23 protein-coding genes are annotated in these 23012 nt (G+C 68.0%); 9 read left to right on the top strand and 14 right to left on the bottom strand.

What is annotated here, in order from left to right:
* Window positions 1-3: 3 nt before the first annotated feature.
* From OE647_RS12870 to OE647_RS12860, 3 genes are all read left to right on the top strand, one after another.
* Window positions 4-894: an ABC transporter permease subunit gene (locus OE647_RS12870; protein ID WP_263722175.1), complete on the top strand. Its 891-nt coding sequence runs from the start codon at window positions 4-6 to the stop codon at window positions 892-894.
* Window positions 891-1709, top strand: coding sequence for an ABC transporter permease (locus OE647_RS12865; RefSeq protein ID WP_263722144.1), 819 nt, complete (start codon window positions 891-893; stop codon window positions 1707-1709). Before OE647_RS12870 ends, OE647_RS12865 begins: the two co-directional genes overlap by 4 nt.
* A 79-nt stretch (window positions 1710-1788) precedes the next feature.
* Window positions 1789-2967: an amidohydrolase family protein gene (locus OE647_RS12860; RefSeq protein ID WP_263722143.1), complete on the top strand. Its 1179-nt coding sequence runs from the start codon at window positions 1789-1791 to the stop codon at window positions 2965-2967.
* A gap of 3 nt (window positions 2968-2970) precedes the next feature.
* Here the strand turns inward: OE647_RS12860 and OE647_RS12855 are convergent, their stop codons facing one another.
* From OE647_RS12855 to OE647_RS12810, 10 genes are all read right to left on the bottom strand, one after another.
* Window positions 2971-3396 carry a MarR family winged helix-turn-helix transcriptional regulator gene (locus tag OE647_RS12855; protein WP_263722142.1) on the bottom strand — a complete coding sequence of 142 codons (426 nt, stop codon included), beginning with the start codon at window positions 3394-3396 and terminating at the stop codon, window positions 2971-2973.
* On the bottom strand, window positions 3393-3977 hold the full coding sequence (locus OE647_RS12850; protein WP_263722141.1) for an amino acid synthesis family protein: 585 nt from the start codon (window positions 3975-3977) through the stop codon (window positions 3393-3395). The genes OE647_RS12855 and OE647_RS12850 overlap by 4 nt, the downstream gene beginning before the upstream one ends.
* Window positions 3974-4558 (bottom strand): amino acid synthesis family protein, encoded by a 585-nt coding sequence (locus OE647_RS12845; RefSeq protein WP_263722140.1) that lies wholly within the window; start codon window positions 4556-4558, stop codon window positions 3974-3976. Before OE647_RS12845 ends, OE647_RS12850 begins: the two co-directional genes overlap by 4 nt.
* Entirely contained in the window at window positions 4551-5396 is an 846-nt protein-coding gene (locus OE647_RS12840; protein ID WP_263722139.1) for a UPF0280 family protein, read from the bottom strand. The genes OE647_RS12845 and OE647_RS12840 overlap by 8 nt, the downstream gene beginning before the upstream one ends.
* 4 nt (window positions 5397-5400) lie before the next feature.
* The gene (locus OE647_RS12835; RefSeq protein ID WP_263722138.1) at window positions 5401-6873 is read right to left on the bottom strand and encodes a 6-hydroxynicotinate reductase; all 1473 of its coding nucleotides are present in this window, start codon (window positions 6871-6873) and stop codon (window positions 5401-5403) included.
* Entirely contained in the window at window positions 6870-9599 is a 2730-nt protein-coding gene (locus tag OE647_RS12830) for a molybdopterin-dependent oxidoreductase (RefSeq protein WP_263722137.1), read from the bottom strand. Before OE647_RS12830 ends, OE647_RS12835 begins: the two co-directional genes overlap by 4 nt.
* Window positions 9592-10440 carry an FAD binding domain-containing protein gene (locus OE647_RS12825; RefSeq protein WP_263722136.1) on the bottom strand — a complete coding sequence of 283 codons (849 nt, stop codon included), beginning with the start codon at window positions 10438-10440 and terminating at the stop codon, window positions 9592-9594. The genes OE647_RS12830 and OE647_RS12825 overlap by 8 nt, the downstream gene beginning before the upstream one ends.
* A gap of 64 nt (window positions 10441-10504) precedes the next feature.
* Window positions 10505-10945 carry a PaaI family thioesterase gene (locus OE647_RS12820; RefSeq protein WP_263722135.1) on the bottom strand — a complete coding sequence of 147 codons (441 nt, stop codon included), beginning with the start codon at window positions 10943-10945 and terminating at the stop codon, window positions 10505-10507.
* Entirely contained in the window at window positions 10942-11595 is a 654-nt protein-coding gene (pdeM, locus tag OE647_RS12815; RefSeq protein ID WP_263722134.1) for a ligase-associated DNA damage response endonuclease PdeM, read from the bottom strand. Before pdeM ends, OE647_RS12820 begins: the two co-directional genes overlap by 4 nt.
* Window positions 11596-11765: 170 nt before the next feature.
* The gene (locus OE647_RS12810; RefSeq protein ID WP_263722133.1) at window positions 11766-14168 is read right to left on the bottom strand and encodes a ligase-associated DNA damage response DEXH box helicase; all 2403 of its coding nucleotides are present in this window, start codon (window positions 14166-14168) and stop codon (window positions 11766-11768) included.
* A gap of 195 nt (window positions 14169-14363) precedes the next feature.
* Here OE647_RS12810 and ptsP point away from each other — a divergent pair, with 195 nt between their 5' ends.
* Window positions 14364-16610 carry a phosphoenolpyruvate--protein phosphotransferase gene (gene ptsP, locus OE647_RS12805; protein ID WP_263722132.1) on the top strand — a complete coding sequence of 749 codons (2247 nt, stop codon included), beginning with the start codon at window positions 14364-14366 and terminating at the stop codon, window positions 16608-16610.
* Between the two features lie 16 nt (window positions 16611-16626).
* Here ptsP and OE647_RS12800 read toward each other — a convergent pair whose 3' ends face one another.
* Window positions 16627-17400 carry an EcsC family protein gene (locus tag OE647_RS12800; RefSeq protein WP_263722131.1) on the bottom strand — a complete coding sequence of 258 codons (774 nt, stop codon included), beginning with the start codon at window positions 17398-17400 and terminating at the stop codon, window positions 16627-16629.
* Window positions 17401-17487: 87 nt separating this feature from the next.
* Window positions 17488-17976 (bottom strand): GNAT family N-acetyltransferase, encoded by a 489-nt coding sequence (locus tag OE647_RS12795; protein WP_263722130.1) that lies wholly within the window; start codon window positions 17974-17976, stop codon window positions 17488-17490.
* Window positions 17977-18064: 88 nt separating this feature from the next.
* On the opposite strand from OE647_RS12795, the gene OE647_RS12790 reads away from it, so the two are divergent.
* Together OE647_RS12790 and OE647_RS12785 are read left to right on the top strand one after the other, a co-directional pair.
* Window positions 18065-18649 carry a flavin reductase family protein gene (locus OE647_RS12790; RefSeq protein WP_263722129.1) on the top strand — a complete coding sequence of 195 codons (585 nt, stop codon included), beginning with the start codon at window positions 18065-18067 and terminating at the stop codon, window positions 18647-18649.
* Window positions 18650-18711: 62 nt separating this feature from the next.
* Window positions 18712-19131 carry an OsmC family protein gene (locus tag OE647_RS12785; RefSeq protein WP_263722128.1) on the top strand — a complete coding sequence of 140 codons (420 nt, stop codon included), beginning with the start codon at window positions 18712-18714 and terminating at the stop codon, window positions 19129-19131.
* A 7-nt stretch (window positions 19132-19138) separates the two neighbouring features.
* Here OE647_RS12785 and OE647_RS12780 read toward each other — a convergent pair whose 3' ends face one another.
* Window positions 19139-19534 (bottom strand): NYN domain-containing protein, encoded by a 396-nt coding sequence (locus OE647_RS12780; RefSeq protein ID WP_263722127.1) that lies wholly within the window; start codon window positions 19532-19534, stop codon window positions 19139-19141.
* 187 nt (window positions 19535-19721) lie between these two features.
* On the bottom strand, window positions 19722-20330 hold the full coding sequence (locus tag OE647_RS12775; RefSeq protein WP_263722126.1) for a DUF6639 family protein: 609 nt from the start codon (window positions 20328-20330) through the stop codon (window positions 19722-19724).
* A 261-nt stretch (window positions 20331-20591) separates the two neighbouring features.
* Between OE647_RS12775 and OE647_RS12770 the strand changes: the two genes are divergently transcribed.
* From OE647_RS12770 to OE647_RS12760, 3 genes are all read left to right on the top strand, one after another.
* Window positions 20592-21470, top strand: a complete 879-nt coding sequence (locus OE647_RS12770) for an S-methyl-5'-thioadenosine phosphorylase (protein WP_263722125.1) — start codon at window positions 20592-20594, stop codon at window positions 21468-21470.
* 60 nt (window positions 21471-21530) lie between these two features.
* On the top strand, window positions 21531-22064 hold the full coding sequence (locus OE647_RS12765) for a hypothetical protein (RefSeq protein WP_263722124.1): 534 nt from the start codon (window positions 21531-21533) through the stop codon (window positions 22062-22064).
* Between the two features lie 71 nt (window positions 22065-22135).
* Window positions 22136-22711 carry a hypothetical protein gene (locus tag OE647_RS12760; RefSeq protein WP_263722123.1) on the top strand — a complete coding sequence of 192 codons (576 nt, stop codon included), beginning with the start codon at window positions 22136-22138 and terminating at the stop codon, window positions 22709-22711.
* Window positions 22712-23012: the final 301 nt, after the last annotated feature.

The following is a 23012-nucleotide window of genomic DNA, read 5'->3' as shown; positions in this document are numbered from 1 at the left end:
AACCTGCGCCGCCTTCTGCTCATCCTCACGCCTTACGCCTGGCTCCTGCTTTTCTTCCTGATCCCCTTCGTGATCGTGATGAAGATCGCGCTGTCGGATTACGCGATCTCCATCCCGCCCTACACGCCGACCTTCGACATCTCCGCGGGCTGGGACGGGCTGAAGGAGTTCCTCTCGGGCCTCGACGTTGAAAACTTCACCTTCCTGGCCACGGACGCGCTTTATGTCACGGCCTATCTTTCAAGCCTGAAGATCGCGCTGATCTCGACCGTGCTGACGCTTCTGGTGGCCTATCCCATCGCCTACGGCATGGCGCAGGCGTCCGAGGAATGGCGCCCGACGCTGATGATGCTGGTCATCCTGCCTTTCTGGACCTCGTTCCTGATCCGCGTCTATTCCTGGATCGGGATCCTCTCGAACGAGGGGTTCCTGAACCAGTTCCTGCTCTGGACCGGGATCATCAACGAACCGCTCGCGATCATGAACACGCAGAACGCGGTCTATATCGGGATCGTCTATTCCTACCTGCCCTTCATGATCCTGCCGATCTATGCCGCGCTTGAAAAGCTCGATGGATCGCTGATCGAGGCGGCGGAGGACCTGGGATGTTCCAAGGCGTCGGCCTTCTGGCTGGTGACCTTCCCGCTGTCGATCCCGGGCGTCATCGCGGGCTGCTTCCTGGTCTTCATCCCGGCGCTCGGCGAGTTCGTCATCCCTTCGCTTCTGGGCGGATCGGACACGCTGATGATCGGCAAGGTGCTTTATGAGGAGTTCTTCTCCAACCGCGACTGGCCGGTGGCCTCGGCGGTCGCCGTCGTGCTGCTCCTGATCCTGATCGTACCCATCGTGCTCTTCCAGCGGAACGAGCAAAAACAGAGGGAGGCGAACCAATGAACCGTCGCTTTTCCTGGTTCAACGCGACCTCGCTGACGCTGGGCTTCGCGTTCCTCTACCTGCCGATGCTGATCCTGGTCATCTACAGCTTCAACGCCTCGAAGCTGGTGACGGTCTGGGCCGGGTTCTCGACCAAGTGGTATGGCGAGCTTTTGCAGAACGAGGCGTTCCTGGGCGCCGCCTGGATCACGCTGAAGGTGGCGGTGATCTCCTCGACCGTCGCGACGGTGCTGGGCACGATGGCGGCCTACGTCATGGTCCGGGCCGGCCGCTTCGCGGGGCGGACGCTGTTTTCGGGCATGATCTACGCGCCGCTCGTCATGCCCGAGGTGATCACGGGCCTTGCGATGCTGCTGCTCTTCATCTCGCTGGGGCTGGATCGCGGTGTGTTCACGATCATTCTGGCCCACATCACCTTCACGATGTGCTTCGTCTCGGTGGTGGTGTCCTCGCGCCTGGCGACCTTCGACAAGTCGCTGGAGGAGGCGGCGCTGGATCTGGGCTGCACGCCCTTCGACGCCTTCAAGTCGGTGACGCTTCCGATCATCGCCCCGGCGGTCATCTCCGGCTGGCTTCTGGCCTTCACGCTGTCGCTCGACGACCTCGTGATCTCGCAGTTCGTGGCGGGTCCGTCCTCGACCACGCTGCCGATGAAGATCTTCTCGGCCGTGCGCCTGGGCGTCAGTCCGGAAATCAACGCGCTCTCCACGATCCTGATCTCGATCGTGACCGTGGGCGTGATCTCCGCCTCGCTGATCTCCAAGCGCAACATCGCGCGCCAGCGGGCCGACGAACAAAAGGCCCTGCAACTCTAGGCTTCCCGGTGCCGGCCCCTTGATCGGGGGCCGGCATGTGTTAGCGTGCTAATGATCCAACCGGCCGGGGGAGGCGATCATGGAGCATGCGTCCAGAAAGCTCGTCATTCGCAACATCGGGTTGATGCTTTCGGGCAAGCTCGAACAGCCGATCTACGACGCCGATTGCCTGATCGCGACCGACGGGCGCATTTCCGACTGGGGACGCGAAACGGACCTGGACACCGAGGGCGCGACGACCCTGATCGACGCGCAGGGCACGACGTTGGCCCCCGGGCTGATCGACAGCCATGTCCACCCGGTTGTCGGCGACTACACCCCGCGCCAGCAGCAGTTGCACTGGATCGACTCCACGCTTCACGGCGGCGTCACCACGATGATCTCGGCCGGTGAGGTGCATATGCCGGGGCGGCCCAAGGATATCGTCGGGCTGAAGGCGATGGCGATCGCATCCCAGCGCTGGTACGAGAACTTCCGCCCCTCGGGCGTCAAGGTTCTGGCGGGCGCGCCGGTCATCGAACACGGGATGGAAGAGCACGACTTCAAGGACCTCGCAGATGCCGGCGTGAAGTTCCTGGGCGAGGTCGGGCTGGGCTCCGTCAAGGACGGCAAGACCGCGCGGCAGATGGTCGACTGGGCGCGCAAGTACGGCATCCAGTCGACGATCCACACCGGCGGGCCGTCGATCCCCGGATCAGGCCTGATCGACGCGGACATGGTGCTGGAAACGGGCACGGACGTGGTTGGCCATATCAACGGCGGCCATTCCGCCCTGCCGGACGACCAGATCGTGTGCCTCTGCGAAGGTTGCCTCAAGGGGTTGGAGATCGTCCACAACGGCAATGAACGCGCGGCGCTTTTGACGCTGAACACGGCGCGCGAACTGGGCAAGATGGACCAGATCATCCTGGGTACTGACGGCCCGGCGGGGTCGGGCGTTCAGCCTTTGGGTATTCTTCGCATGGTCGCGATGCTGTCGGCGCTGGGCAATGTCCCGGCTGAAATCGCGTTCTGCTTTGCCACCGGCAACACCGCGCGCCAGCGCGAGCTTGACGTGGGCCTGATCGAGCGCGGCTTTGCGGCGGATTTCGTCCTGATGGACCAGGCCCAGCATTCCGGCGGCAAGACCATCCTGGAATCGGTGCAACTCGGCAACCTGCCAGGCGTCGGCATGACCATCATCGACGGGGAGGTGCGCTCGAATCGCAGCCGCAACACGCCGCCCGCCTGGAAGATCCCCGAGGTCGTGACGGCCTGACCCTCAGCCCAGTTTGCGCAGCAGGGAAAGGAAGACCTCGCGCTCGGCGACATCGAGCGGGTCGAGCGTATCCTCGGTCACCGTGTTGCCCTTCGCGTGCAGATCGGCCAGCATCGCGGCGCCCCGGGGGGAGAGCGACAGAAGGCTGCGCCGCTTGTCGGCGGGGTCAGACATCTGGCTGACGAGCCCCTTGGCGCGCAGCCGGTCCACTACGCCCTTGATCGTTGCCACGTCCATGGCCGTCTGCCGCCCCAGTTCGTTCTGCGAACACTGCCCGATCTCACCAAGGCGGGCCATCGCCGCGAACTGCGTGGGCGTCAGGTCGGAGCCGAACCGCGCCAGGAAAAGCGAGGCATGCCGCTGGCTCGCCAGCCGCAGGATATAGCCCACCTGATCGTCCAGCCGGTAGGGGCGGTCGTCGCCCGTCACCGAAGCCCGTCCTTGCCCTCGGCTTCGCTGGCCGTGAGGCCGCCGACGCGGGGCAGCGGGCGGCCACTGTCGGTGACCGCGACCGCGACCATGATCTCGTTCGCGCGGGGGGCGTCGTTCATCCGCACCTCGACCCCGTCGAAATGCGACCGGACATAGGCCGCGTCCTTGTGGCCGAGCGGCACGTCCAGATCCTGTCCCGGCCCGCCCATCTTCTTCGAGGACGGGACGAGTGCGGCGCCCTTTTCCACCGCCGCGCGCAGCGGCGCGCCAAGCTTCGGGTGGAGGATGGCGGCGGCATGTTCCAGTTCGCCGTTTTCACCGACCATGGCGGCCTTGCCGTAGCTTTCGGCCTGCTGCGGCTCGATCCCCAGCGCCTTGACGCAGCGTTCGCCCAGAAGCCCGCCAAGCTCCGCGCCGATGTCCATGAGGTCCGTCAGGTCCTCGACATAGCGGCCCGCGAAGGGGTTGGCGATGACGGCGACGGCCACGGCCTTGCGGGTCGCGGGCGTGATCTCACGGCCCATTTCCTTGTGGGTTTCCTCGACCCAGACGGCCAGCTTGCGGATATCGGCTTTCATCTCAGACCGTCCTCTCCCTTGATGTCCCAGGCTTCCAGCCCGCCAGAGCGGGAATGGACGCGCGGGCCGGTGGTCATGACCAGAACCAGAACCATTTCATCGGCGCGCGGGGCATCGTTCAGGCCGACTTCCATGGAATCGAAATGGCTGCGCACATAGCTCGCGTTCACATGGGTCACCGGCACATCGAGCCGCGCGCCCGTGCCGCCCACCTTCTTGGCCGAGGGCACGATGGCCTTGGCGCCGCCCAGAACCTCGCGCATCGCGTAGCCGCCCGGCGCATGCCAGAGCGCGCCATGTTCCAACTCCCCCGCCGATCCGATGATGGCGCCCTTGCCGTAGCCTTCGACCGCCTTCGGATCGCCGCCCAGTGCATCCAGAAGCCGTCGCGCCATCATCAGGCCCAGCGGTTTCAGATCCTCCATGAAGCCCTTGATCTCGGGCTCGTAGCGCCCGGCGAACGGGTTCTTGACCACCGCCACCGCGGCGGCGCGCATCAGGGGGCGTTCCGCGCGCGGCCCGCCCTCGTGGTGGATCTCCTCGACCACGGTCAGGAGCTTTCGGATCTCGGGTTCAGGCATGGGCCAGTGCCTCCGTTTCGGGCGTGGGGGCCAGCACGCGGCTTGCCCGGTTCAGGAATAGCGCAGCCCCGGCGATGAGGCCAGCCGCCTGCATCGCGGCGGCCTCCGCAAGGCCGCGATCAAGGGCGGTGGCGATCTCGGCTGCGCTCAGAGTGCCGACGGCCACCGTCACCGGGCGGTCGCCCAGATCGCTGTCGGGGTCCAATGCGCGGGCCGGGCGGCGGGTAATGGCTGGATGGTCGGTCAGGTTGACCGCGTTGGCGATCAGCGTCGCTGCGGCATCGGCCGCCGCAGCCGTGGCAGCCAGCGCCGTGACCGAGTCTGCGATGCCGAGCGACAGGCTCCGCCCGCCACGGCCCGAGGTCGCGATGCCGCGAATGCCGCTGTCTGCGCGGATATCCACCGCGCCGAGGGCTTCTGTGTCGAGCCCCGCCATCCCCGCGCGGTAGACTTGGCCGGATTCCAGATGAAGCGCGATATCCCCGCCGTCATTGACATAGGCGCGCGAAAGGTCGCCCGCGGCGACCATGGCCGCCAGCACCTCGTCCGCGACGGCCCCTGCGACGGCGGCCATGGGGGTGATGAAATGGCGCCCACTGTGGGGGCGAACGGCGGCGTCCATGCGCCGGGCGACCGGCCCGCTGGGCCGGGTCGCGCCGGGGGGCTGGCGCAACAGCGGCAGTTCCGCCACCAGTTCGTCCAGAAGCGGGGCGAAGCGGCGGGTCGCGGCCGCGAAGGCCGCCTCCCGCCCCGGGCCGTCGGCGCCGAGGATCAGGTCGATGGGCCCGTGCTGAAGGTGCAGGCGGTTTCCCGGCAGGCGGGCGGCCGTGGCGGGCATGGACTTACCCCCCTTTCGACCAGTTGAAGTTCCCGGCATGGCGCGGGTCCGGGTGGCGGGGCGCCGGTCCGACGCGGCGAATTCCAGGCTTCACCACATCCTTGGCCGGGACGATCCGCTCGACATGCCCGCCAAGGGCCGCATAGTCCGACCGGCGCAGGGTGAATTCGATCGGCGCGACAAGGGCAGGGGTGGGGACGTAGCCGAAGGCATTCGTCGGCATGTCCATCACATCGGCCATGACCGTGATCCCGCCGCCGGGCCAGACATAGGCCTCCGCCCCGCCGCAGGAGACATGGGTCAGCGCCTCCTTCACCGAGCGGGTCAGCTTGACCGGGTTCTCGGTGACGCCCGCGCGCAGCGACCCGCCCGCGCCGCCCATGAAGAGGACCGAGCAGACAGAGGGTTCACAGTTCTCCGCGATCCGCTCGACCGAGGCCAGGAGCGGGGCGGTGATCTCCGCCGGCTGCGGTGCCAGATTTTCGTCCAGTGTGTAATAGGCCCATTGCTCGCCCGTGGTCGAAACCATCAGGAGCCGCAGCCCCGGCCAGGCGATCTTGGGATCGGCGGGGCGCAGGATCGTCAGCGGGTCCTCGACATCGGTGCCACCCCAGCCGGTGCCGGGATGGGCGACCTGGAAATAGCGCCCCGGAGTGGACTTGCGTCCGGTGACGCGGATGCCGGTGGGCGGGATGTCGAGCATCCGTCCCGCCTGGTGTTCGGACAGGACGCCGGTGATGTGATCGTCCACCACGATGACCTCATCGACATGGGGCGCCCATTGCGTCGCGAACATGCCGATGGTGGCCGATCCGCAACCGACCCGCATCAGCCGTTCTTGCACGCCGTTGATGATCGGGGCCTGGCCTGCCTGCACGACGACAGTCGCGCCGCCCTCCACGGTCAGTTCGACGGCCTCGCGGTTGCACAGGCGCAGAAGCGCGTCGCAGGTCGCGCGCCCCTCGGCCTTGGTCCCGCCGGTCAGATGCTCCACCCCCCCCAGCGACAGCATCTTCGAGCCGTATTCGGAGGTCATCACATGGCCGATGGGCTCGCCCTCAGACCGCACGATGGCGCATTCGTCGCCGATGTGGCGGTCGGTGTCGATCTTCACCTTGACGCCGCAGTAGCTGAAGATGCCCTCGGTCACGACGGTGACCATATCGACGCCCGCGACCTCCTGGCTGACGATGAAGGGGGCGGGCTTGTAGTCGGGATAGGTCGTCCCGGCGCCAACGGCGGTGATGAAGGGGCGGTTCGCGCGCAGGATGTCGCCGTCCCATTCCTCGTCCGTGGAGAGGAAGGGAACGGTCTCGGCCCCGGCCTCGATTACCGTCAGCGGATCGAGACGCACCAGTTCGCCGCCATGGTTGGCGTAGCGGTCACAGGCTCCGGCGCGTCCCTCGGCGATATAGCACAGGACCGGGCAGGCATCGCAGCGGATCTTGTCCGCCATACGCTCGGCGCGTTCGCTCATCGGTTGGCCTCCCTTATGGCGGCAAGGACGCGGTCGGGCGTTGCCGGCACCTGCCGGAGCCGGGCGCCCGTCGCGTGGCGGATCGCGTTCAGGATCGCCGGTGCGGTGGGGATCAGCACATGTTCGCCCAGCCCCTTGGCGCCGAAGGGGCCGTGGGCGTCCGGTTCCTCGATGATCAGGGTCTCGATCGGGGGCACATCGCCGATCGTGGGGATCAGGTAGTCGTGCAGGTTCTCGGTCCGGCCAGGAATGTATTCCTCCATCAGCGCCATGCCGAGGCCTTGGGCGATGCCGCCGTGGACCTGACCCTCGACCAGCAGCGGGTTGATCGCGCGGCCCACGTCATGCGCGGCCGTGAAGCGCAGTGGCCGGACAAGGCCAAGGGCGGTATCGACCTCCACCACCACGAGGTGCGCGGCGTAGCCGAACTGCGCGTAGGGGTGGCCCTGGCCGTTGTTGTCCAGCGGCAGGGTCGGCGGGTCGTAGCTTTCCTCAGCCGACAGGACATAGCCGCGGGCGTCGGGCTCCAGCGCGCCAAGGTCGATGCGGTGAAGGCCGGCGCCGTCCCGCACCTCGATCGCGCCCGCGCCAAAGCTCAGCCGCGCGTCGGCACCCGCGTTCGCCTGGCGCAGGATCTCCGCGCGCAGTGCAAGGCCCGAAAGGCGTGCCGCATTGCCCGTGACGAAGGTCTGGCGCGAGGCCGAGGTCTTGCCCGCGTCGGGCGTCAGGTCGGTGTCCGGGCCGATCAGGTCGAGGCAGGCGACCGGCACCCCCAATGCCTCGGCGAAGATCTGGGCGATGACGGTGTTCGCGCCCTGGCCGATGTCCATGGCCCCCTGGTGCAGCGCGATCCGCCCGTCCGCCCGGACCCCCGCCCGGATCGTAGAGGGATTGGGCAGCGAGGTGTTGCCGCAGCCATACCAGCCCGCCGCCAGACCGACCCCGCGCCGGACGCCGGAGGCGGTGGCGTTGAAGACCGCGCAGGCCGCGCGCTCGCGCTCCCAAGCGGGTTTCAGGGCGCCAAGGCAGGCGCCGATGCCGACGCCTTGCGAAAAGACCTGGCCGCAGACGGTGGGCGTGCCGTTGTCCAGCGCGTTCCTCAGCCGGAATTCCAGCGGGTCCAGGCCCAGCCGTTCCGCCAGTTCGTCGAACAGCACCTCCTGCGCGATGGCCGATTGCGGCACGCCGAAGCCGCGGAAGGCGCCCGCTGGCGGATTGTTGGTGTAGATCCCCGCCGAGATCGCGCGGTAGTCGGCGATCCGGTAGGGGCCGGACGCATGGACCGGCACCCGGTTCGCGACCGTCGGCCCCCAGGAGGCATAGGCGCCGGTGTCGAAAGTGCCGTCAAAGTCGAAGCCAGAGATCCGCCCGTCCCGCGTCGCGCCGATCCGCAACCGGATGTCGGAGGGATGCCGCTTGGTGGTGGAGGCCATCGATTCGGCCCGGCTGTAGGTGACGCGCACGGGCTGGCCGAGTTTCAGCGCCGCCAGCGCGATAAAGGGTTGCACCGACAGGTCGAGCTTCGATCCGAAGCCCCCGCCGACGGCGGTGGGGATGATCCGGACGCGCTCCATCGGCAGGTCGAGAACGCGCGCCAGTCCCTCCTGGTCCATGACCGGGGCCTGGGTGCAGGCGTGCACCTCGACCCGGCCCTCGCGGGGGACGGCAAGGCCTGCCTCGGGCTCGATATAGGCGTGTTCGACGAAACCCGAGCGGAAGTGCCCCTCCACCACCACATCGGCGCGGGCTAACGCGGCCTCCGCGTCGCCGCGCTGGACGCGCCCGCCGGTCATGACGTTGCCCGGCCGGTCGACGTGCAGAAGGGGCGCGCCCTCGGCCCGGGCGGCCTCCGGGGTCTGGACGGGCGCGCGCTCCTCCCAGCGGATGGGAAAGCTCGCGGCGTCGAAGACCGCCATCGCCTCTGGGTTCGCGATGACGGCGGCCACCGCGTCGCCGCGAAAGCGCGCCTCGCTCTCGGCGAAGACGGGCTGGTCCTGGAACCCGGGGATCACGCCGAAGCTGTTCTGGCCGGGCACATCGCGCGCGGTCAGAACGGCCACGATGCCGGGTGTGTCAGCGACGAAGGCATCGAGGTCGCCGAAAGTGAAGCCCGCGCGGGCATGTGGTGCACGGATCACCCGCAGCTCCAACGTCCCCGGGGGGGCGATGTCGTCGCCGAAGGTTTCCCGCCCCTCGACCTTGGCGGCGCCGTCGAGCCGGGGGAGGGAGGTTCCCACCGCGCCGCTTGCGGCCTCCGGGCTGGCTTCGGGCTGCCCCGCCGCGACCACCGCTTCGATGATCTTGCGATAGCCGGTGCAGCGGCAGAGAACCCCGCCGAGCGCGTCCATCACCTGTGCCTCGTCCGGGCGCGGTGTCGCGCGCAGAAGCGCGGTTGCCGCGACCATCATTCCCGGCGTGCAGATGCCGCACTGCGCGGCCCCGTGGGCAAGGAACTCCTTCGCTAGCCGGCCCGCCAAAGGATCGCCGGAGACGAGGCCGGACTGGGTTTCGACCCGCCGCCCTGCGGCTTGACCGGCAGCCGTCAGGCAGGCGCAGACTGGGTCCCCGTCGACGAGCACGGTGCAGGCCCCGCAATCGCCGGCGTCACAGCCGACCTTCACGTCGCGCGCGCCGCAGGCTTCGCGTAGCACCCGCGACAGGCGCTCGATGGGGCTGGCTTCGGCGCGGGCGGGGGCGCCGTTCAGGGTGAAGTCGATGCTACCCATGACGGTCCTCCGCAATGCCTCTCAGCGCGCGCCGGATCAGTTCGGCCGCCGCCTCCAGCCGATAGGCCGCCGGGGCCCGCACATCGCCGATGGGGGACAGGGGCGAGAGCATGTCGGCGGTGATCTCCACCTCGTTCAAGCCGTCCGACAGCGGGCGGCCCAGGAGCGCCGCCTCCACCCCCGGCAGGCGGCGGGCGACCGGGGAACAGGCCCCGACGGCGATGCGCGCGCCTTCGATCCGGCCGTCGCTGCCGGTGCTGACCACCGCCGCGACCATGGCGATCGAGATGACGAGGTAACGGCGGCTGCCCAGCTTCACGAAGGTCGCACGCGCGGTTTCGGAGGCATCGGGAATAAGGAGCGCGGTGACAATTTCCGCCGGGCCCAGCGCCGTCCGGCGCGGTCCCAGGATGAAATCGGAGAGCGCGATCCGCCGCAGCCCCGTTGCCGAGGCGCATTCCACCACCGCGTCAAGTGTCAGAAGCGGTGGCACGCCGTCGGCCGCCGGTGAGGCGTTGCAGAGATTGCCCGCGATCGTGCCCGCGTTCTGGATCTGGATCGAGCCCACCTCGCGCGCCGCCGCGCGCAGGCCGTCGAAGGCGGGCGGCAGGTCCGCGTGCGCGATCTGCGTCCAGGTCGTGGCCGCACCGATGCGCCAGCCCGCGCCGTCATGGGCGATGCCCTGCAGGTCGGCGATCCCCGTCAGGTCCAGCGCATCGGCAGGCAGAGGGCGGCCCTGGCGCGCAGGGTAGAAATCGGTGCCCCCCGCGATCAGGGGTATCGGCGCCCCATTCAGCGCCGCAAGCGCTTCGGATAGGGACTCGGGCCGGATGAGGGCCAAGGCAGGCCTCCCCAATATTCATTTGTATACGAATAATGAGGCTGCACGCGGGGGCTGTCAAATCCTATGTTCTGTCGCGTGGGGTGACCGGCACCATCGTGCCCTGCAGGATCGCGACAAGATCGCGTCCGTCCGCTTTCTCCGCGAAAACCTCGGTCGTGACCACGCTCACGCGGCGACCTGCGCGGATCACGCGGCCTTCGGCGATAAGACGATCGCCCCGGGCGGGGGCGAGCAGGTTGATCTTCATCTCGACCGTCATGACCTCGGACTCCTCCGGCATGAGGGTCAGCGCGGCATAGCCCGCGGCGGTATCGCCGAGCGCGAAGGTCAGCCCCGCGTGGCCGACGCCGTGCTGCTGGCGGGCCAGCGGCAGGATCGGCGCGACGACCGTGCAGGTGCCGGGGGCGAGCAACCCGATCGACGCGCCGAAGGTGGCCATCAGCGATTGGCGGGCGAAGCTGTCGCGGGTCTTGCGCTCGATCGCGGGAGAGAGGTCGGTCATCGTCTTCCTTTCAGGGGCAAGGCGCAGGGCGTGGGGCCGGTCAGCCAGGCGATGGCGCCGGGCGCCATCAGGTTGGATAGCGGCGGGCGCGTGGCTTCCATCCCGCCGGTATAGGCGCCGAAGGCCGGCAGGATCACCCGCGCCGTGTCGATCAGGAAGCAGGGCCGCGCGGGACCGGCGACGCGGATCTTCGGGTGGTAATGTCCCGAGACCTCTCCGCCGGCGCCCGGCTCCGCGATATGGCGGAAGGTGAGGGAGCCGAGCGTCATCTCGCGCAGATGCTCGCCGGGAAGGTCGACCGGGCCGGGGTCATGGTTGCCCTCGATCCAGAGCCAGCGCCGCCCGGCCATGAGCCGCGTCAGCCAGAGCCGGTGGTCCGCCTCCAGATCCGCGGCGGCGAGGTCATCGAAGCTGTCGCCCAGGCACAGCACGACGCGCGGGGCCGTCCGCGCGATCTCGGCGTCGAGCTTTGCCAGCGTCTCATCGACTTCGTAGGGCGGCAGGAGTGTCCCTCCCAGCCGCGCGATCCGGGATGAGCGGCCAAGGTGCAGGTCCGAGACAGCCAGCAGGCCCTCGTCCGCCCACCAGAGCGCGCCCGAGGGCAGGGCGAAAAGCTTGGCGCCGGAAAGGGAAAAGCGATGGCCGGTCATGGCGGCGATCCTAGGCGGGGCCGTCGGGAAGGGAAAGAGACGGCGGATCGCGCGACCCGTCTGCCGTTCGATCATGCAGGTTGGGGGCGCTGCCCCCTCTGCGGGCGTTGCCCGCATTCACCCCCGGGGTATTTGCGCAATGAAGAAATGAGGTCAGGGACGGCCGGGGATCACGCCAGACCGGCCTCGGCCATCAGGCGGGCGGCGGTTTCGGCGATGAGGCGTTCGCGGGCGGCCCCCTCGACCGGGACCTTGCCGTGTTCGAGGAAGAGCGGCGCGGCCAAGGGCGTGACGCGGGAGAGGCGCAGGTGGTCGAAACGATCCTGGACGCGGTCGAGCATCGCCTCGATCCTTGCGAAATCGACGAGGCCCCGCAGCGCCTCTTCGCGTGTGACCTTGAGCATCAGGTGGCCGGGGTCGTGGCGGCGCAGCGTGTCGTAAAGGATGTCGGTCGAAAAGGTGGCCTGGCGGCCGGACTTGCGCTGCCCGGGATGGTTGCGCTCGATCAGGCCGGCGATCTGGGCGACGCCGCGGAAGGTGCGCTTCATCACGGCGTTGCCCTGAAGCCAGGTTTCCAGCCCTTCGGCAAGTGCGGCGCGGTCGAGGAGCGGAGCGGCTTCCCGGACGGGGTCGAGCCCCCAGATCAAGGTCGCGTAATCGGTCGCAACGAAGCCCAGCGGGTTGAGGCCCAGGCCCTCCATCCGGTGGGTGAGGAGAAGGCCGAGGGTCTGCTGGGCGTTGCGGCCCGCGAAGCCGTAGATGCAGAGGTGCTCGCGCCCCTCGGCGGGGAAACTCTCGATCAAGAGCCGGTCGGCGCGGGGCAGGTGGGAGACCTGCCGTTGAAGCGCCAGCCAATCGGCGGTGTGGGCAGGCAGGCCGGGCCAGGCGGCCTGCGCCAACATGCCCAGGATTCGTTCGGTCAGGCGGGTGGAGGTCGAGAACTTGGAGCCGGAGAAGACCGCGACCTTGGGGTCGCGCCCCGGGTCGCGGCTGACCTCGACCGTCAGTTCGCGCAGCCCCTCGTAGCGGACGACCTGCCCGCCGATCAGGAAGGTGTCGCCGGGGGTGAGGGAGGCGGCGAAGCCCTCCTCGACCTCGCCCAGCGGCTGGCCGCCCATGCGGCCGCGCATCCGAACCTTCAGAAGGTCCGCGTCGGTGATCGTGCCGATGTTCATGCGGATCGCGCGGGCGGAGCGGGGATCGCGCAGCGACCAGAGGCCCGCGCGCTGCATCAGCCTTTGCCAGCGGTCGTAGGCACGAAGCGCGTAGCCCCCCGTGGCACAGAAATCGAGACAGGCGTCGAAGTCCGCGCGCGACAGCGCCGCGTAGGGGCCGGCGGTCGTCACCTCGGCGTAAAGATCATCCGCATCGAAGGGGGCGGAACAGGCGGCGATCAGGATGTGCTGGCAGAGCACGTCGCGGGGGCCGGGTCCGCGCGGCTCTCCGTCGAGGTCATGGTCGCGCACCGCCTGGAGCGCGGCCTGACATTCGATGACCTCGAAGCGGTTGGCAGGGACGAGCAGCGCCTTCGAGGGCGCGTTGTAGCGGTGGTTGGCCCGCCCGATTCGCTGCACCAGTCGCTTGACGTTCTTGGGCGCGCCGACCTGGACCACCAGGTCCACGTCCCCCCAGTCGATGCCAAGGTCGAGCGAGCCGGTGCAGACGATGGCGCGCAGGTCGCCCCGGACCATCGCCGCCTCCACCCGCTCCCGCGCCTCGCGCGAGAGTGAGCCGTGATGGATGCCGATGGGCAGCGCGTCCTCGTTGGCGAGCCAGAGGTGGTGGAAGAAGATCTCCGCCTGTGCGCGGGTGTTGTGGAAGATGAGCGTTGTGCGATGACGGCGCACCTCGTCCAGGATCGCGGGGATGGCGTAGCGTCCGCCGCCGCCGGCCCAGGGCGGGGGTTCCTCGGTCTCCAGCATCCCGATGTCGGGGTCGGGGCCCGGATCGGCATGGAGGACCTCGCAAGGGTCGGGATGGCGGGCCAGGAAACGGGCGATGGCGCCGGGGTCCTCGACGGTGGCCGAAAGGCCGACGCGGCGCAGGCCCGGCACCAGGCGCGACAGCCGGGCAAGGCAAAGCATCAGCTGGTCGCCGCGCTTCGATTCCGCGAGCGCGTGGATTTCGTCCACGACGACCCGCCGGAGCCCTGCGAAGATGCGCGGCGCGTCCTCGTAGCTCAGCAAGAGCGCCAGGCTTTCGGGCGTTGTCAGAAGGATATGTGGCGGATCGGCGCGTTGGCGTTGCCGCGTGGAATGGCTCGTGTCGCCGGTCCGGTCCTCGATCCGGATGGGCAGGCCCATCTCGGTGACGGGTGCGGTCAGGTTGCGGCGGATGTCGGCCGCGAGTGCCTTCAGCGGCGAGATATAGAGCGTGTGGAGCCCGCGATGCGTCCCGTCGGCCAACTCGGCCAGGGTGGGCAGGAACCCCGCGAGGGTCTTGCCGCCCCCCGTCGGAGCGATCAGCAGCAAGGCGGGCGCCTGCGCGCGCTCAAGCATTGCCTGCTGGTGCGGATGGATCTGCCATCCGCGCCGTTCGAACCAGTCTGAAAAAGGGCCGGGCAAGGCGCGCATGAGGTGAACTTAGTCAGCCCGTGCTGCAAGGGAAAGGCGGCATCGACCCGCGGGTCTTGCCCAAGAAAACGGCAGCCGCGCACCCTGTGCCCGCCATGCGGGCATTTCCGCGGCCGCGCCATTAGGTCGCCCCTTTCCTACTCCCCAATTCGCACGGCATCGCCTATAGAGGGGGAAGTTGGGAACAGGGCGGACATGCCAGAGCGGACGGAAAGCGAAAGCCGCAAGCTTCTCAGACGCTTGCGTGACACCTTGGCCGAGGCCGGCGCAGGGCAGGAGCGGCTTGACCGGATCACCCACCTGATCGCGGATTCGATGGGGAGCGAGGTGTGCTCCATCTACCTTTTCCGCGACGACGAAACGCTTGAACTTTGTGCGACCGAGGGCCTGAAGGCCGAGTCCGTCCACAAGACCCGGATGCGCCTGGGTGAGGGCCTGGTGGGGCGCGTGGCCAAGACCTCCAGCGCGGTCAACACAGCCAATGCGCCGGCGGAAAAGGGGTTCCGCTACATGCCGGAGACGGGGGAGGAGATCTATTCCTCCTTCCTTGGCGTGCCGATCCAGCGGCTTGGCGAAAAGCTCGGCGTACTTGTCGTCCAGTCGAAGCAGGCGCGGGCCTTCTCCGATGACGAGGTCTACGCGCTGGAAGTCGTCGCGATGGTGCTGGCCGAGATGACGGAGCTTGGCGCCTTCGTGGGTGAGGGCGAGGCGCTGGCCGCGCTTCACAAGCAGCCCGTCATGTTTCGCGGCACGACCGGGCAGGAAGGCAGCGCCGAGGGGCAGGTCTGGCTGCATGAACCGCGCGTCGTCATCACCAACCCGGTGGCCGACGACCCCAAGAAGGAACAGGCGCGGTTGAACGAAGCCGTGGCCGCGCTCCGCCTGTCCGTCGACGCGATGCTGAGCACCAATGAAAACGGCGACAAGGAACAGTTGGCGGTCCTTGAAGCCTACCGGATGTTCGCGAATTCGCGTGGCTGGATGCGGCGCATGGAAGAGGACATCGCGCGTGGCCTTTCGGCCGAGGCCGCGGTTGAAAAGGAACAGTCCGCCGCCCGCGCGCGGCTGGAAACGGTGCCCGACCCCTACCTTCGCGATCGCCTGCACGACCTTGACGACCTGTCGAACCGGCTTTTGCGGATATTGACCGGGCAGGGCGCCGATACCGGGGCGGAAATGCCCGCGAACCCGATCCTGGTTGCGCGCAACATCGGCCCGGCAGAGCTTCTGGACTATGGCCGCAAGCTGCGCGGCGTCGTGCTGGAGGAAGGTTCCGTCGGCTCGCACGCGGCGATTGTTGCGCGGGCGCTCGCGATCCCGCTCGTCATTCATGCCGAACGGATCACGACCGAGGCGTTGAACGGCGATCGCATCCTTGTCGATGGTGACCAGGGCGTCGTGCACCTGCGCCCCGAAGAGACGGTCGCAAGCGCCTTTCGCGACAAGATCGCCATGCAGGCGGCGGCCCAAAGCCGTTACGCGAGCCTGCGCGACCTGCCGGCCGAGGCGCTCTGCGGCACCCGCGTCGCGCTTCACATGAACGCGGGCCTGATCGCCGACCTGCCGTCCCTTGCCGGGTCCGGGGCCGAGGGCGTGGGCCTGTTCCGCACCGAGCTGCAATTCCTGGTGCGCGCCCATGTGCCCAAGCGCTCCGAGCTGGTCGCGATCTACGCGCGCGTTCTGGAGGCCGCCCACGGCAAGCGCGTCGCCTTCCGCACGCTCGATATCGGGTCCGACAAGGTCCTGCCCTACATGAAACGGGTCGAGGAGCCCAACCCCGCCATGGGCTGGCGCGCGATCCGCGTCGGGCTCGACAAGCCCGGGATCATGCGGATGCAGCTTCAGGCGCTGATCCGTGCCGCGAACGGCCGGCCGCTGAGTGTCATGTTCCCCTTCGTCGCGGAGTTTGACGAGTTCCGCGCGGCCCGCCAACATTTCCTCGACGAGATCGAGCGGGAGCGCCATCTGGGCCACACCCTGCCCGAACGGATCGAGGTTGGCGCCATGCTCGAGACGCCCTCGCTGGCCTTCGCCCCGCGAGAATTTTTCGAGATGACGGACTTCATCTCGATCGGGGGCAACGACCTCAAGCAGTTCTTCTTCGCGGCCGACCGCGAGAACGAGGCGGTGCGCCGCCGCTACGACATGCTCAATACCAGTTACATGAATTTCATCGAGCAGATCGTGGCACGCTGCGCCGAGGGCGGCACGCATCTGTCCTTCTGCGGAGAGGACGCCGGCCGCCCGGTCGAGGCCGCCTGCCTTGCCGCGATCGGCCTTCGCACGCTCTCGATGCGCCCGGCCTCAATCGGGCCGGTCAAGCATCTGATCCGCAAGATCAACCTGAAGGACTTGCGCGCGACGATGGACGAGGCCCGCGCCTCGGGCGCCGTCAACCTGCGCGGCGCGGTCATGTCCTGGTTGTCGGGTCAGGATATCTGAGCGGGCGCCGCGCGCCTTAGCGTTGGGCAAGTGGCAGCGCGCGCTCGCGCCAGGCGGCCAGCACCACCTCTTCCCCATGGGCCTCGGCGAGGCGCTTGAGCGCGAAGCGGACGCGGGCCATTTCCTCGTAATAGCTCATGTAGGCGTAGTTGATCCCGGCACCCGCGGCCGCGCCCAGGACCGGAACCGCCTGTCCCGCGAGCTTGCGCCCGAGAACCGCCGCAACGCCGGGCGCGACCCGCTGGATCAGCGCCTGAAGCGTGACCCCGTTGACGCTGAGCCGCGTGCCCAGGAAGGCGGTGTTCACGCCGTCGTCCGCCCGCCCCGGCCCCCCGGCGCCGAAGATGTCGAGGCAGAGCAGCCGCACCTCCTCCGACGCCGGGTCGAAGCCCTCCTGCGCTGCCGCGCGCTGCATGGCGCCGAAGATGAGCGTGATCGTGGCGGGCAGTTCGACCAGCGCGGTACCAATCCCGCCAAGCCCGCCCATCGCCCCGCCAGCCGCGGCGGCGGCCCGGTGCGTCCAGTCGCGTGCGGGTGGTAACTTCGGCATCGATCCGACCGCGCCGGCGGTGCGGTAGGCCCCTTCCAGCAGGCCCGAAATGCCCGCGTCGAGAACGCCGCGAATCCGGTCCGGCAGCGCGCCGCTGCGCGATTCCAGCGATCCGCCGACCGCGTTCAGCGCCTTGATCACCGGGCCATGCGCTTTCGCGGCGCGATTCACGAGCGCCGCGATCTCCGTCTCTGCCGCGGCTGGAAGGTCAGGGCGCGGCTGGGGCAGGTCGTCGGTCATCTCAAACCTCCCGCAATTGGGTTCGCTTCAGATTTGGGGGTTCATGCACCGGGTTCAATTGTACCGGAGGGGGAAAACGGCCCAACTCTACCCGTTGAATTTCTCAACCCTGCCGCTGACGCCGTCCCAGGCGCCCGGTTGCAGCTCAAGCCCCAGAACCCGGTCGGGGTTGGTGGGGGGCGGCATTTCCACCCCGGACAGTTTTTCGAAGCCGAAGCGCTTATAGTAGGGTGCGTCGCCCACCAAGAGCACCCGTTCCCACCCAAGCCGCCGCGCCTCGGCCAGGCTTTCGTTGATCAGAAGGCCGCCCAGCCCCTCGCCCTGGCGGGTCGGGTGCACGGCGACGGGCCCCAGCAGCAGCACGCGCTGGCCCCCGACCGTGACGGGCCAATAGCGTATCACGGCGGCCAGAACCCCGTCATGATCGCGCAGGACGTGGCAAAGGTTCTTGACCCGGTCCACCCCGTCGCGGAGCCGGTAGGAGGACAGCGCCGTGCGCCCCGGCGCGAAGCACAGGTCGTAAAGCGCCTCCACCTCCCACCAGTCGGCCTCTTTCTCTTCCTCTAGCCTGTACACGCGGGCCCTGACCTTTTTCGACGAATCTTCTGGAATCGCGCGTAGCATGGCCCTAGGTCAGGGGCAAACCTGCGAAGGAGACTGGCGGATGTTCTATCGGCCCGAGAATGGCCACGGCCTGCCCCACAACCCGTTCAACGCGATCATCACGCCGCGCCCGATCGGGTGGATCTCGACCCGGGGCAGCCTGGGCGACAACATCGCCCCCTATTCCTTTTTCAACGGCGTCGCCTATACCCCGCCGCAGGTGGTCTTTGCCTCGACCGAGGCCAAGGACACGCTGCGCAACGTCGAGGAAACCGGCGTTTTCGCGGTCAACATCGTCGAATACGCGATGCGGGAGCAGATGAACGCGACCTCCGGCGCCTATTCGGCCGAGACGGACGAATTCGCCCTGGCCGGGATCGAGCGGGCCGAGTGCGCGACCATCGACTGTCCCCGCGTTGCCCGTGCGCCCGCGACGCTCGAATGCCGCGTGGTGCAGGTCGTGCCGCTCTTGGGCAAGGCGAACGCGCTGACGATCGGGGAGGTCACGGGCATTCACCTGCGCGACGATTGCCTGGTGGATGGCCGCTTCGACGTGACCCGATTCCAGCCGCTGGCCCGGCTTGGCTATCGCGACTATTCGGTCGTGACCGAGGTCTTCGAGATGCTGCGCCCCGGCCAGACATGAGGCCCTTGCGCGCGCCGGGGCTGACCCTATAGTCCCGCCCGATCCCGAACCCGGAGAGAGACATGAAAGCGCGCGTCAAATGGGCCGAGGCCCGCACCTTCGTCGGCGAGGCCACCACCGGCCACAAGATCGCCTTCGGCACGGGCCACAACGAGGGCCCGAAGCCCGGCCCGAGCCCGATGGAGCTTGTCCTGATCGGTACCGGCGGCTGCGCGGCCTATGACGTGGTCTCGATCCTCGAAAAGGGGCGGGAGCGGGTCGAGGACGTGGCGGTGGAACTCGACGCCGACCGTGCCGAGACCGAACCCAAGGTCTTTACCCGCATCCACATGCATTTCGTCGTCAAGGGCCGCGCCATCGACCCCCGCAAGGTCGAGCGGGCGATCAACCTTTCCGTGGAAAAATACTGCTCCGCCTCCGCGATGATGGCCAAGACGGCCCAGATGAGCCACGATTTCGAGGTGATCGACACCTCGGCGTGAGCCTGGCTCAGGCGAATCCGGCCGGGAGGAAGCGCACCTTGGCTTCCGGACCCCGGGGATCGAGTTCGTAAAGCGAAGGCCGCGCGGCGAGATAGGCGCGCCAGGTCCGCTCGGGTGCCTTGCCGCTGACCACCTCGAACCGCGTGCAGGCGGCCCGAAAAAGCGGCGGGGCCTTGGCTTCCCCCACGCCGATCACCCGTAGACCCCTTTCGCGCAGCTGCACCGCCAGATGCGCGAAATCCCCGTCTGAGCTGGCGATCACCACGTCGGAAAAGCTCTGACCCATCGCAAGCTCCATCGCGTCGATGCACAGGAGCAGATCGGCTGCGTTCTTGCCGGTCCCCGCGTGGATCAGCCGGAATCCCGCGGCGCCATGCCAATCGGAATTGCACGCGGCATTCATGTAGACCCGGACGACATCTGCGGAGCCGACCTAGGCGCCGAGGTCGAGAATTGCTGCCGCATGACTGGCGCTCAGGTTTTCGCCGTCCACAAAAATCGCCACGCGGTCGCTCATCAAATCACTCGTCCGGACAAAATGCTTTCGCGCGGATCATCCGTTAAAGGCCACGGGGGATCAAGCCTGGTGCTTAGCGCGCCGGGAAGCGGTACTCCCCGGCGATGATCCTTTGGACCAGCGCACAGCCATTGCCCTCGGCCTCAAAGACACGCCAGGCGTTGTTAGCGAAGGCGCGCGGCGCAAGGACGTAAACGCTGGCATGAACCACGCTGAGCGAACCCGGGGGATCGACCGGATGCGCGCTCAGCATAAGTTCACGCGATCGGGGCGGGAGCGCCATCATCTCGAAGACATTCGCGATGAACTCCTGCTCGGCGGGGCCGACCCTGATCTCCGGGGCGGATTGCGCGACCAGCGCATGGGCCAGCTCATGCGCGATCAGCGCGTCGAAGACCTCTTCGGCGGGCAGATCGGCGCGGGCGTCCTTGCCCGCCAGCATCGGTGCGATCCGGTCGGGTTCGGTGATTTCCAGGCAACCCGCCCGAACATCGTAAATCGCGAGGCAGGCGCCGAAGCTTGGGTGCATGGCCTGTTCGACCACCGCGATGCGGATCGGCTGCGTCTGGGCCAGCCCACAGGCCGCCAACGCCCGTTTCGCTTCGGTGCCGGCCGCGCAGGCCTCGGCGGCCAGCGCCGCGCTGCGCGCGCTGGCGCTGAGCCCCGGGTCGGCGCAGGTCAACTCCGCCGCTGAGGCTCCACGCGGGCACAAAGCCACCAGACCCAGCAAGAGCCAAGCCCCTGCCCAATTTCGCCCGCCAACCGCCACCATGACCACCCCGCTGCCGTCCAAACGCGTCCTAAGCCTACCCCGCCGCACGGTTATCCTTGCATGACGGTGCGCATAAGATGACCCGATTTCTTCGCAAACCGGACCGGATTTCCTCCTTTTGTCTCCTATCAGATGCGCTTAGCGTGGTCGCCGCAACCAAGGAGGGAACGGATGGCGCAACCCATGATCGGGGTCATCGGCGGCTCGGGCGTCTATCAGATCGAGGGGCTGGCCGATGCCGAATGGCGGCACGTCGACACGCCCTGGGGGGCGCCTTCGGACGCGATCCTGACGGGCCTCCTGGACGGGATCGCCATGGCCTTCCTGCCGCGTCACGGGCGCGGCCATGTCCATGCCCCCTCCGAGGTTCCGTTCCGGGCCAACATCGATGCGCTCAAACGCCTTGGCGTGACCGATGTCCTCGCCGTTTCCGCCTGCGGGTCGTTCCGGGAGGAGATGGCGCCGGGGGACTTCGTGGTCGTGGACCAGTATATCGACCGCACCTTCGCGCGGGCGAAGTCCTTCTTCGGCACCGGCTGCGTGGCGCATGTGGCCTTTTCCCACCCGACCTGCGCACGGCTCTCGGAGGCCGCGGCACAGGCGGGCACCGCCGCCGGTGTCCGGGTCCACCGGGGCGGCACCTACCTGGCGATGGAGGGGCCGCAGTTCTCCACCCTCGCCGAAAGCCGCCTGTACCGGGAGGTCTGGGGCGCCGACGTGATCGGCATGACCGGCATGCCCGAGGCCAAGCTCGCCCGCGAGGCGGAGCTTTGCTATGCCTCGGTCGCGATGGTCACCGACTACGACTGCTGGCACCCCGGCCATGACGCGGTCGATGTGGCCGCCGTGATCCGCACGCTGACGCAGAACTCTGCCAACGCCCGCACCCTGGTCGCCCGCCTGCCCGCGCATCTCGGCGACCGCCCCGCGGCCTGCCCCTGCGGCTGCGACCGGGCGCTGGAGCACGCGATCATGACCGCACCGAACAAGCGCGACGCGGCCCTGGTGGCCCGGCTCGACGCCGTGGCGGGGCGTGTGCTGGGCGCCTGACGCCCGGCTTGCGCGACCGCCCGCCTTCGGCCAAGATTCCGGCATTTGACGGAGGCATTCTTGACGCGCTACAGCACATTGAAGGAATGGAAGGCGCTGAAGGGCGACGAGGCCCTGACCGATCCCGAACGCGACCTGATCGAGTGCTGCCGGCGGGGCGTGCCTTGCACCCTTGGTGACGGAAAACGGCCAGAGGGCCCGGACCCCGACCGCACCATCCGCGCGGACTTGCTGCGCTTCCTGATCCTGGGCGGCAGCGATGATTGCCGGGTGGATGAAAGCGGGGTAATGCTAAGCGGTGCCTATGTCCGCGATAGGCTGGACCTGCGCTCCACGACGGCGGTCGGCCTGAGAGGGTTTGTAAACTGCGCCTTTGAAAAGGAACTCACGGCACCTCAGGCCCGGTTTCAGATGCTCAACCTTCAGGGAAGCAAGCTATCCGGTCTGAATATCGAAGGTGCCGAGATCACGGGCTCGGTCCGTCTACGCAAGGGCTTTCATTCCACAGGTGAGGTGAGCCTTGCCCGCGCGAAGATCGGTGGGCAGCTTAGTTGCGAGGGGGGGATTTCGAGAACGCTGAAGGGGATGCGCTGAGCGCAGAAAGGCTGCGGGTCGAACAGGGCTTCTTCTGGCGAGAGGTGAAGGTTTCGTTAGGGTTAATTAGATTGGAGAGTGCTCGTGTCGACGACCTCGTTGATGACTCAGAAAGTTGGCCAGATCCGGGTCGGCTAATCCTCGACGGCTTCATCTACGACAAGATTGCAGGCTTCACCGATGTCGCCAAGCACCTCGAATGGCTCTCCAAGGGCGATCATTGGGAAGGTGAGTTTCTGCCCCAACCCTACGCCCAACTTGCCAAGGTCTACCGTGAAATGGGCCATGAGCGCGCGGCGCGGGTTGTAGGTATGCGGCAGGAGCAGTTGATGCGTCAGGATGCCAGGGCGCGTGGCCGAATTACCCCGGACGGCTCGGTGGGCGCTGCCTTCACAAGTGTCTGGGCAGACCTGCGCAATGGGGTGCTGTGGTTCTGGGATATCCTGCTGCGATTCACGGTGGGCTACGGCCGCGCGCCGGGGCGAAGCCTTGTGGTGCTGACCCTGCTGCTTCTGCTCGCAACCTTTATTGCCAGCCGGGCGTGGAACGAGGGCAGCTTTGCCCCCAACTCCGATGTGATGCTCGTCTCGGATGGATGGATGGGGCTGGCAGACGATCCGGCGGTCGTGAACCCCGCGGTGACCTAGTCCGCCGGCGGCGCGCCGGGTCAGGATTGGGAGACGTTCAACCGCTATGCCTACGGCTTCGATGTGGTCGTCCCGATCCTGACGCTTGGGCAGACGACGGCATGGGCGCCCTCCACCAATCGCGGCGCTTGGGGGCGTGTCCTCTGGTGGGCGCGATGGGTTCTCTCCTCGGCCGGGTGGATTGTCACGGCGCTCGGCGCGGCGGCGATCACCGGGATCATCCGGCGGGACTAGCGATCGGCCCCTTCGCGGGCGCCGCGACCCGTGCTACCAGAAGCGGCGCGCGACCCTCCGGAGGCCC

The organism is Albidovulum sediminicola (assembly GCF_025751575.1).
Classification (GTDB): Bacteria; Pseudomonadota; Alphaproteobacteria; order Rhodobacterales; family Rhodobacteraceae; genus Albidovulum; species Albidovulum sediminicola.
This window is presented reverse-complemented; position numbering and strand designations above follow the sequence as displayed.

What these genes read in the sequence shown, in the direction of transcription:
- OE647_RS12865 (WP_263722144.1), top strand. Translation starts at nt 891, where the DNA reads ATGAACCGTCGCTTTTCCTGGTTCAACGCGACCTCGCTGACGCTGGGC.
- OE647_RS12860 (WP_263722143.1), top strand. Translation starts at nt 1,789, where the DNA reads ATGGAGCATGCGTCCAGAAAGCTCGTCATTCGCAACATCGGGTTGATG.
- OE647_RS12850 (WP_263722141.1), bottom strand. Translation starts at nt 3,977, where the DNA reads ATGAAAGCCGATATCCGCAAGCTGGCCGTCTGGGTCGAGGAAACCCAC.
- OE647_RS12845 (WP_263722140.1), bottom strand. Translation starts at nt 4,558, where the DNA reads ATGCCTGAACCCGAGATCCGAAAGCTCCTGACCGTGGTCGAGGAGATC.
- OE647_RS12840 (WP_263722139.1), bottom strand. Translation starts at nt 5,396, where the DNA reads ATGCCCGCCACGGCCGCCCGCCTGCCGGGAAACCGCCTGCACCTTCAG.
- OE647_RS12835 (WP_263722138.1), bottom strand. Translation starts at nt 6,873, where the DNA reads ATGAGCGAACGCGCCGAGCGTATGGCGGACAAGATCCGCTGCGATGCC.
- OE647_RS12830 (WP_263722137.1), bottom strand. Translation starts at nt 9,599, where the DNA reads ATGGGTAGCATCGACTTCACCCTGAACGGCGCCCCCGCCCGCGCCGAA.
- OE647_RS12820 (WP_263722135.1), bottom strand. Translation starts at nt 10,945, where the DNA reads ATGACCGACCTCTCTCCCGCGATCGAGCGCAAGACCCGCGACAGCTTC.
- pdeM (WP_263722134.1), bottom strand. Translation starts at nt 11,595, where the DNA reads ATGACCGGCCATCGCTTTTCCCTTTCCGGCGCCAAGCTTTTCGCCCTG.
- OE647_RS12810 (WP_263722133.1), bottom strand. Translation starts at nt 14,168, where the DNA reads ATGCGCGCCTTGCCCGGCCCTTTTTCAGACTGGTTCGAACGGCGCGGA.
- ptsP (WP_263722132.1), top strand. Translation starts at nt 14,364, where the DNA reads ATGCCAGAGCGGACGGAAAGCGAAAGCCGCAAGCTTCTCAGACGCTTG.
- OE647_RS12800 (WP_263722131.1), bottom strand. Translation starts at nt 17,400, where the DNA reads ATGACCGACGACCTGCCCCAGCCGCGCCCTGACCTTCCAGCCGCGGCA.
- OE647_RS12790 (WP_263722129.1), top strand. Translation starts at nt 18,065, where the DNA reads ATGTTCTATCGGCCCGAGAATGGCCACGGCCTGCCCCACAACCCGTTC.
- OE647_RS12785 (WP_263722128.1), top strand. Translation starts at nt 18,712, where the DNA reads ATGAAAGCGCGCGTCAAATGGGCCGAGGCCCGCACCTTCGTCGGCGAG.
- OE647_RS12780 (WP_263722127.1), bottom strand. Translation starts at nt 19,534, where the DNA reads ATGAATGCCGCGTGCAATTCCGATTGGCATGGCGCCGCGGGATTCCGG.
- OE647_RS12770 (WP_263722125.1), top strand. Translation starts at nt 20,592, where the DNA reads ATGGCGCAACCCATGATCGGGGTCATCGGCGGCTCGGGCGTCTATCAG.